This window comes from Streptomyces sp. NPDC001678 (assembly GCF_042892945.1).
Classification (GTDB): Bacteria; Actinomycetota; Actinomycetes; order Streptomycetales; family Streptomycetaceae; genus Streptomyces.
Map to the genome: position 1 here is coordinate 50,577 of NZ_JBIAUP010000024.1, position 8,134 is coordinate 58,710.

Annotated in this window: 5 protein-coding genes; 4 read left to right on the forward strand and 1 reads right to left on the reverse strand. The window is 66.4% G+C overall.

Annotated features, from left to right (window positions below; genetic code table 11):
* Positions 1-141 precede the first annotated feature (141 nt).
* The 3 genes from ACFYZR_RS31660 (at position 142) to ACFYZR_RS31670 (ending at position 4,092) form a co-directional block, all read left to right on the forward strand.
* Positions 142-612: an NUDIX domain-containing protein gene (locus ACFYZR_RS31660; protein ID WP_391916787.1), complete on the forward strand. Its 471-nt coding sequence runs from the start codon at positions 142-144 to the stop codon at positions 610-612.
* Between the two features lie 257 nt (positions 613-869).
* On the forward strand, positions 870-1,073 hold the full coding sequence (locus ACFYZR_RS31665) for a hypothetical protein (RefSeq protein ID WP_391916790.1): 204 nt from the start codon (positions 870-872) through the stop codon (positions 1,071-1,073).
* Between the two features lie 478 nt (positions 1,074-1,551).
* Positions 1,552-4,092 (forward strand): hypothetical protein, encoded by a 2,541-nt coding sequence (locus ACFYZR_RS31670; RefSeq protein ID WP_391916793.1) that lies wholly within the window; start codon positions 1,552-1,554, stop codon positions 4,090-4,092.
* A 297-nt stretch (positions 4,093-4,389) separates the two neighbouring features.
* Here the strand turns inward: ACFYZR_RS31670 and ACFYZR_RS31675 are convergent, their stop codons facing one another.
* Positions 4,390-7,086, reverse strand: coding sequence for a hypothetical protein (locus ACFYZR_RS31675; RefSeq protein WP_391916795.1), 2,697 nt, complete (start codon positions 7,084-7,086; stop codon positions 4,390-4,392).
* Positions 7,087-7,203: 117 nt separating this feature from the next.
* On the opposite strand from ACFYZR_RS31675, the gene ACFYZR_RS31680 reads away from it, so the two are divergent.
* Positions 7,204-7,404, forward strand: a complete 201-nt coding sequence (locus ACFYZR_RS31680) for a hypothetical protein (protein ID WP_086574886.1) — start codon at positions 7,204-7,206, stop codon at positions 7,402-7,404.
* The last annotated feature ends 730 nt before the right edge of the window (positions 7,405-8,134 follow it).

Consider the following 8,134-nt stretch of genomic DNA (forward strand, 5'->3'; position numbering starts at 1 on the left):
GCGGGGGGGGCGCCGTCCGGGTTTCGGGCCCGCCCCCCCCCGCCCCCCCCCCGGCCGGGGGGGGCCCCCCCCCCGGGCCCCCCCCCCGCCGGTCCGTGTCGTAGACGCTTCGCCCCCACCCCCTGGGTGGACGATGGCGGGATGACCGACACCGAGCTCGAAGCGGAAGCGATCAAGTCCGGTACGGGGGTATCCGCGCTGATCACAAACAGCCAGGGCGAATACCTGCTCCACCTCCGCGACGACATCGAAGGCATCTGCTGGCCCGGCTACTGGACACCTGTCGGCGGACGTCCCGAACCGGGCGAATCGCTGGCCGACACCGTCGCACGCGAGGTAGCGGAGGAGACCGGACTCACCATCCCGCTCGAGGAGTTCACCACCGTCCAACAGAGGAACGCCGAACACCTCGGCAAGGGCCCGATCGCCATCTACACCGGCCACTGGGACGGCGACGCCCACGCCCTCCCCCTCACTGAGGGCATCATGCTCCACTGGTTCCCGGCCTCGGTACTCCCACGGCTCCGCGTACCCCTGTGGTGCCGAGAGGCGATCGCCCTCCATCAGGATGCGCGGACGAACCCCCCAGTTTCAGAGGAAACCTGCCCCTGAGCACCAGCGGTTGAGGTGGCGGGGGCGCGTGCTGTTCGTGGGCGGTTGTCGCTCGTCGTGACCGTCTGACACTTGGACGGTCAACCTTTCCGGTTCCCCAGCTGGCTAGTGGGCGGCTCGGGGATCCGGAGTGGGTGGTTGTGACATCTCACCGGGTGTGTTGTGGGTCGGATGCCACAGGTGTACACGATGATCAGCAGCAGCCCGAGGGCGACCATGTCACCGCCGGGCTCGGCTGACCGCACGAGGCGGCTTCAATGGAGAGCATCGCCTGCCACGTTGCTGCCTACGCACCTGGCGCGAAGACTGTTGCTGTCGCGCAGTTACTCAGGAACCTCACCGTCGAGCTCAAACCAGATGCCAAGCAGTTCATCGCCGACCGGCTCTGCACGGTGCTCATCGAGTTCGGCGGTACGGAAGAGGCCGAAAAGCTCCGCGCCATACTGCGACCTGGTGGCTGAAGATCTGCGAATGTCATCCGCGTGTGAGCAACGCCTGAGCGGACGGCGGCGTATCACAAACCTCCATTCCGATTCGAAGCACCACCCTGCATGGCTGAGCAGCCCCACGCCCTTTGACGCCGAGGCGGTTGTCGAGAATGTTGAGCGAGATGCGTCTTACTCAGGAGAGGACCGGCGAGGGCGCCGGTCAAGGCAGCCGCAAGGGTGAGTACCCTAGCGAACGCAGCAGCAGCCTGCATGAGGGCAGCGGGGTAAGTTGCGCCGTCCAGGCGGGCGAGCTTGCCCGCGGCAGCAGCAGCCAGCGTCGCCCACGACGACCACGAGTGCAGCGGTAAGCAGGACAACAGTGAGACTGGGCACGGCAAACTCCGGTATTCGTTGAGACGTTGACGTGCCTGAAGGTCGCGGAAACGGTGTACGCCAGTGTGCGGCCAGACGATAATGAACACCGGCGAACACACGAGTTAGGTGCAGGTAGGTGCACGAGAAGCAGCAGAAGCGCGATATGGCGCTCACCGATCTGCGCAAGCGGCTGACGGATGGGCTGGCCCGGGCCCGGCTGACCAAAACGCAGCTCGCTGCCCGAGCAGAGCTGAGCCGCACAACTGTGCAACTGGCCTTCCAGACTGATACATCGACTCCGCCTTCTGCCGAGACGGTTGCGGCCTTGGCCCGCGAGCTGCGCTTGCCGAGCAAAGAGTTGCTGGCCCTTCGACGGGTTGCTGCTGGAGAAGCCAGCCCCGTTGGCCGGAACGAGCGAAGCCTGGGCAAGCCGATCAGCGACTGGAACCCTCACGACTTGGAGATCCACCCTGCTGGCCCTGTCCTCAAAGGATACGAGTCTGGAACCGTGCCAATCGCAGTACTGCCCGGTTATGTTCCGCGGCTCCACGATCAGGTGCTCACGGAGGCGGTGCAGGATGCCAGCGCGGGACGAAGCCGGATGGTGATCTTGGTCGGGTCGTCATCGACCGGCAAGACCAGAGCCTGCTGGGAATCCGTCCAACCACTCACCCACAAGGGGTGGGGGCTGTGGCACCCCTTCGACCCGACCAGAGCCCAGGCTGCCCTCGACGACTTGCGACGTGTGGAGCCATGCACGGTGGTGTGGCTCAACGAGGCCCAGCATTACCTCGGTGAGCCCCGGGTGGGTGAGCAGCTCGCAGCAGCAGTGCATCGTCTGCTTACCGACTCAGGCCGCGGGCCCGTTCTCATCCTGGGAACCCTGTGGCCCGAGTACGCCGACGAGTACACAGCCTTGCCTGCACCTGGCAAACCGGACCCACACAGCCGGGTACGCGAATTGCTGGCCGGACGGACCCTCACAGTCCCCGAGTCCTTTGACCAAAAGGCACTGCGCGCGACAGCCGCCCTTGCACAGGGTGGCGACGAGTTGCTGGCCGACGCCCTCACCCGGACGAGCACAGATGGACGAGTGACCCAGGATCTCGCTGGGGCCCCGGAATTGTTGCGTCGTTACGAGCAGGGCACGCCAGCCGTCAGGGCTGTAATGGAGGCCGCGATGGATGCACGCCGCCTTGGTGTGGGCCTCCATCTCCCACAGGCCTTCCTCATCGACGCTGCGATCGACTACCTCAGCGACTGGGACTACAACCAACTCGCTGAAGGCTGGGCAGAGACAGCCTTTGCTGATCTAGCCCGCCCCGTCCACGGTAAGCAGGCACCCCTGCGTCGTACGAGTACTCGTCCCGAACGCCGCCCTCCGGGCAGCCCGACGCCAGCCACCCCTCCCGTCGCCCAGTCAGCAGGGCCCGCCTTCCGACTCGCTGACTACCTCGAACAACACGGCCGGAGCACCCGCCGGGCAAAGTGCCCACCGGCCTCCTTTTGGCACGCCGCCTACACCCACCTCAGCAACCCTGATGAGCTCAGCAGCCTCGCCCGCGCCGCCGAATCCCGGTTTCGCCTCCAATGGGCGTACCACCTGCGCCACCAGGTTGCCGATTCGGGCCGTCTGGATGCCCTCGTGGAACTGGCGCGGATGCGGGCGAAAGCTGGGGACCAGGGGGGAGCTGAAGCCCTTGCTTTGCAAGCTGCCGAGGCAGGCAACGCCAGTGCCCTGTTCTTCCTGGCGCGCATGCGGGCAGATGCCGGCGATCGGGATGGCGCCGAAGCCTTTTATCGGAAGGCCGCCGACGCAGGCAAGGTCTTCGCCCTAGTCGTTCTGGCACTGATGCGGGAAGAAGGCGGGGACCGGGACGGCGCTGAAGCCTTTGCCCTACAGGCCGCCGAAGCGGGCCGCCCTGACGCTCTTGTCGACGTCGCGCTGATGCGGGAGAGCGACGGGGACCGGGACGGCGCCGAAGCCCTCGTCCTGCAGGCCGCCGAAGCAGGCGACACGAACGGCTTGGTCGAGCTGGCGCGGGTGAGGGAAGAGGTCGGGGACGAGGATGGTGCCGAAGCCATGTATCGAAGGGCCGCTGATGCAGGCGACAGCCGCGCTCTCACCGATCTAGCGTGGATGCGGGCAAAAGCCGGGGATCGGGCTGAGGCCGAGGCTCTCGTCCGACAAGCCGCAGATGAAGGCAGTCCCCGCGCTCTGTTCGACCAGGCGCTGATGCGGGAGGAAGCCGGACAAAGGGGAGAGGCCGAAGCCTTCGCCTTGCAAGCCGCCGAAGCAGGCAATGTCGACGCATTGATCGACTTGGCATCGATGCGAGAGGAGGACGGGGACCGGGACGGCGCCGAAGCCCTCGCCCTACGAGCTGCCGACGCAGGCCACCTCGAAACGCTGGTCGAGCTGGCGCTAATGCGAGCGAAGGCTGGCGATCAAGCCAGGGCCGAGGCCCTCGCCCTACGAGCCGCTGGCGCAGGCAATGCAAGGGCTCTGTTCCTCCTAGCGCTGATGCGCGAGGAAACCGGGGATCGGGCTGAGGCCAAAGCACTCGCCCTGCAAGCCGCCGACATCGGCGTCGACTGGCTACACGAGCAGCAGGACCTGGGGGGTTGGTGGCCGTACGGGCTGGATCCAGACGGTACCCCCACAAAACCCTGGTAGCGAGCCAGGCCACCCACCCACCTCCACCCGCAACGCTTTCGGCTGAGCACAGCACAGCCTCCCGCACCACTTGACCGGCGAGGTGACGCGCGGGAGCGACGCGGGAGCGGACGGCGATGCATCTGCCGTCATGCGTAGGACCAACGATCGTGCCGCGTGGCGCTGACCAGGCAGACCAGCACCACGCGGCACGATCAAGCACCCACCGTCACAGGGCCAATCCCAGTTGTAAATCTTTCTCACGACGTCGTGGTAGTCACCGAGTCGTGTACTGCCCTCTCGCGTGGCGCCCTCAGCTTACGGCCAAGGGGGCGTAGGCGAGCCGTCCGGGTCAAGTCCGTACGGCCACCTCATCTTGGCCTCGTCGTCGGGAAGCTCGCCGGTATTGGCGGCTTGCTGGTAGAAGGTCTCAGCGTCCTCCTGGTCCCCGGCCTCGTCTCGCATCCGTGCTACGTGGATCAGGGCGTCGGGGTCGCCGGTGTCGGCGGCCCGCTGGTAGAAGGTCTCAGCGCCCTTCTGGTCCCCGGCCCACTCCCGCAGCTCTGCCAGGCGAACCATGGCGCTAGCGTGGCCTGCGTCTGCGGCTCGCTCGTAGACTGCTTTGGCACCCTCCCAGTCCCCGGCCTGTTCCCGTATTTGCGCCAAAACTGTCAGGGCTGTGGGATCGGTAGCAGCCTGCTGGTAGAGGGTCTCGGCACCCTCGAGGTCTCCGGCTTCCTCCTTCAGCTCAGCCAGGTGGACCACGGTGTAGGTGTCGCCGGTGTCGGCGGCCCGCTGGTAGAGGGCTTCGGCACCCTCGAGGTCTCCGGCTTTCTCCTTCATCTGGGCCAGGTATTTCAGGGCATGGGTGTCACCAGCGTCGGCGGCCCGCTGGTACAGGACTTTGACCCCCTCCCAGTCCTCGGCTTCTTCCTTCATCTGGGCCAGGAAGATCAGGGCATGGGTGTCGCCAGCGTCGGCGACCCGCTGGTACAGAGCTTCGGCACCGTCGAGGTCTCCGGCTTCCTCCTTCAGTTCGGCCAGGTTGATCAGGGCGTCGGTGTCGTCGGCATCGACGACCTGTTGGTAGAGGGCTTCGGCACCTTCCTGGTCCCCGGCTTCCTCCATCATGTCTGCCAGACGGGCAATGGCGTAGGTGTCGCCGGTGGCGGCGGCCCGTCGGTAGAGGGATTTGACCCCCTCCCAGTCCCCAGTCTCTTCCTTCAGCTCCACTAGATCGACAAGGGCGTCAGCACGGCCTGCGTCTGCGGCTCGCTGGTAGAAGGCTTCGGCGCCCTCGCGGTCTCCGGCTGCCTTCCGGCGCCTGGCCACGAGGAACAAGGCGTCTGCGTCGCCAGCGTCGGCTGCCCGACGATAGAGGGCTTCGGCGCCCTCCGGATCCCCGGCCTCTCTCCTTTGGTCCGCCAGTTCAGTGAGATCGCTGGCGCCGCCGGCGTCTACGGCTCGCTGGTAGAGAGCTTCGGCGCCTTCCATGTCCCCAGCTTCCTCCCATATCCGTGCCAGGCAATTGAGGGAGTAGGGGTGGCCTGCGTCGGCGGCGCGGAGCCGGAGGTGGTGTGCCCACTGCAGGCGGTGCCTTCGTTCAGCGGCGAGTGCAAGGTTACCGAGGTCGTCGGAGTGGGTGAGGTGGGCGTACGCGGCGGCCCAAAACGATGCGGGTGGGCACAGTCTCAACCGGGCGGTGCGGCCGTGCTGTTCGAGGTAGTCGGCGAGCCGGAACGCTGGTCCTGTCACGGAGGAAGGCGCGGGCGTCGATATCGGGCCGCCGGGTGGGCGGCGCCTGGGCCGGGCTCCGGTGCGACGCAGGGGCGCCTGCTTGCCGTGGACGGGGCGGGCGAGGTCGGCGAAGGCCGCCTCTGCCCAGTCGTCGGTGAGTTCGTCGTAGTCCTGTTCGCTGAGGTAGTCGATCGCGGCATCCGTGAGGAAGGTTTGTGGAAGGTGGAGCCCCACGCCAAGACGGCGTGCGTCCATAGCCGCGTGCAGTACGGCCTTGGTCGTCGGTGCGCCGTGCTCGTAGCGGCGTAGCAGTTCGGGGGCGCCGGCGAGGTCCTGGGTGACTCGTCCGTGGTCATGGGCGCGGGTGAGAGCGTCGCCGAGCAGTTGGTCGCCGTCCTGCGCCAGGACAGCTGCGGTCCGCAGTGCGTCCTGGTCGAAGGTGTCGGGGATGGTGAGAGTGCGTCCGGCGAGTATCTCCCGAACCCGGCTGTGCGGATCTGGTGAGCCAGCTGGGGGCAGGACTGTGTACTGGTCGGCGTACTCAGGCCAGAGGGTGCCCAGAACGAGGACCGGTCGGCGCTTGGGGTGGGTGAGGAGGTTATGGACGGCGGCCGCGATCCGCTCGCCGAGCTGGGGGTTGCCGAGGTAGTGCTGGGCTTCGTTGAGCCATACCACTGTGCGAGGCGCGACGCGTTCGAGGTCGTCGAGGGCGGCTTCGGCTCGAGTCGGGTCGAACGGGTGCCACAGCCGCCACCCGCGGGTGGCGAGCGGCTGAATGGCCTCCCAGCAGGCTCGTGTCTTGCCCGTGGAGGACGTTCCGACCAGGACCAGCATCCGGCTGTTGCCCTGTGCGGCCTCCAGTGCAGCATCGGTGAGGATCCGGTCATGGCCACGCGGGACGTAGCCGGACAGCGTCCGCTGGGGCACAACCCCAGAGCCGATCCCGGCGGGATGGACCTCCAAGTCGTGAGGGTCCCACTCCGTGATCGGTCTACCCGGGCCATAGTTCTTTCCAAGGGCAGGGTCGATATCTCCGGCGGCGATTCGCCGCAGATCCAGCAGTCGCTGGTCTGGCAGGCGTAGCACGCGGGCCAGCGCGACAACCGTCTCGGCCGATGGAGCGGGCTTGCCCGCCTGGAACGCCTCCTGCACGGTGGTACGGCCCAGTTCTGCTCGGGTGGCTAGCTGAGTCTTGTTCAGCCCGGCACGAGCCAGGCCGTCGGCGAGCCTCTTGCGCAGCTCGATGAGCGCCGTCAGCTCGCTAGGTTCGTCGTGCATTCGTCCCGCCAGGCTCGATGTGTTCGCCGGTGTTCATCATTGTCCAGCCGGACCCCGGCGGACATCGTTTCCGCGACCTTCGTCACGTCAACGTCTCACCTTTACAAGGAGCCTGCCGTGACCCGTCTCGTCGTTGTCCTCCTCGTCACTGCGCTGGTCATCATGTTCGCTCTTCTGGCTGCCGCCGCTGCGGGTCTACTCGCCCGGCTGGACGGCGCCACTTATCCCGCTGCCCTCATGCGAGCCGCCACCACGTTCGCTGCTGCACTCACCCTTGCAGCCGCCCTGACCGGTGCTCTCGCCCAAATCGTCTCCTGAGCCCTTCAACTCTGGCCGCCGGCAGCCTTCGCACCTGGTCGATGCCTGCCAGGGGGTGGTGCAGAAGTCCGTCCTGATCGAGAAGATGCAGAAGCAGCTCAGCCCTGGGTCCTGAGGACGGCTTGCACAGGCTGGACTCGGCCTCACGCGGGTCCGGGGTGCAAGTCTCTGGCCAGGTAAAATGGGACTTATTGGCGCCACTCGGCACCACCGTCACGATCTTGCAGGCCTCGTAATGCGTAGGTTTCAGCCCTCGCGAGCGGCTCAGCCCCCCACACGCACCGATTGCAGAGCGCGAGCGTGCTGTCGTCGAACTTCCCGGAGCAGTCGACAGCCCTCCTGCTGGGAGCCGTTTGGGAGCCGACCTGCTCCCAAAGGCCATCCAGCACTACACCAGGCCAGCCAGACCACGCCTCTGAACAGGGCAATCGCAACCTACGTTACTCAGAGCCCCCACTCGAACCTCATAGTGAGCTGAAGCGTATGCGACGACACCTGCCCTTCAGCGCTGCGCTCATCACCCGCCGGATCCACCCGCCCTCCGGGAGGAGGCTTTGTGGGATCACCGCAGAGGAGACCTACCCTTGGCCATTCAACGCGCAGAGTCGCTGGATACCCAACACGAATTCGCCGAGCGCTTACTGAGTCTTTCGTTAGTTCTGTGGGTGCAGAGGCTGTAACAGTGCGAGGATGCTGGTGTGCCTTCTGAGCCTCAGTCTGTTGTTGTCGC

What these genes read in the sequence shown, in the direction of transcription:
- ACFYZR_RS31660 (WP_391916787.1), top strand. Translation starts at nt 142, where the DNA reads ATGACCGACACCGAGCTCGAAGCGGAAGCGATCAAGTCCGGTACGGGG.
- ACFYZR_RS31665 (WP_391916790.1), top strand. Translation starts at nt 870, where the DNA reads ATGGAGAGCATCGCCTGCCACGTTGCTGCCTACGCACCTGGCGCGAAG.
- ACFYZR_RS31675 (WP_391916795.1), bottom strand. Translation starts at nt 7,086, where the DNA reads ATGCACGACGAACCTAGCGAGCTGACGGCGCTCATCGAGCTGCGCAAG.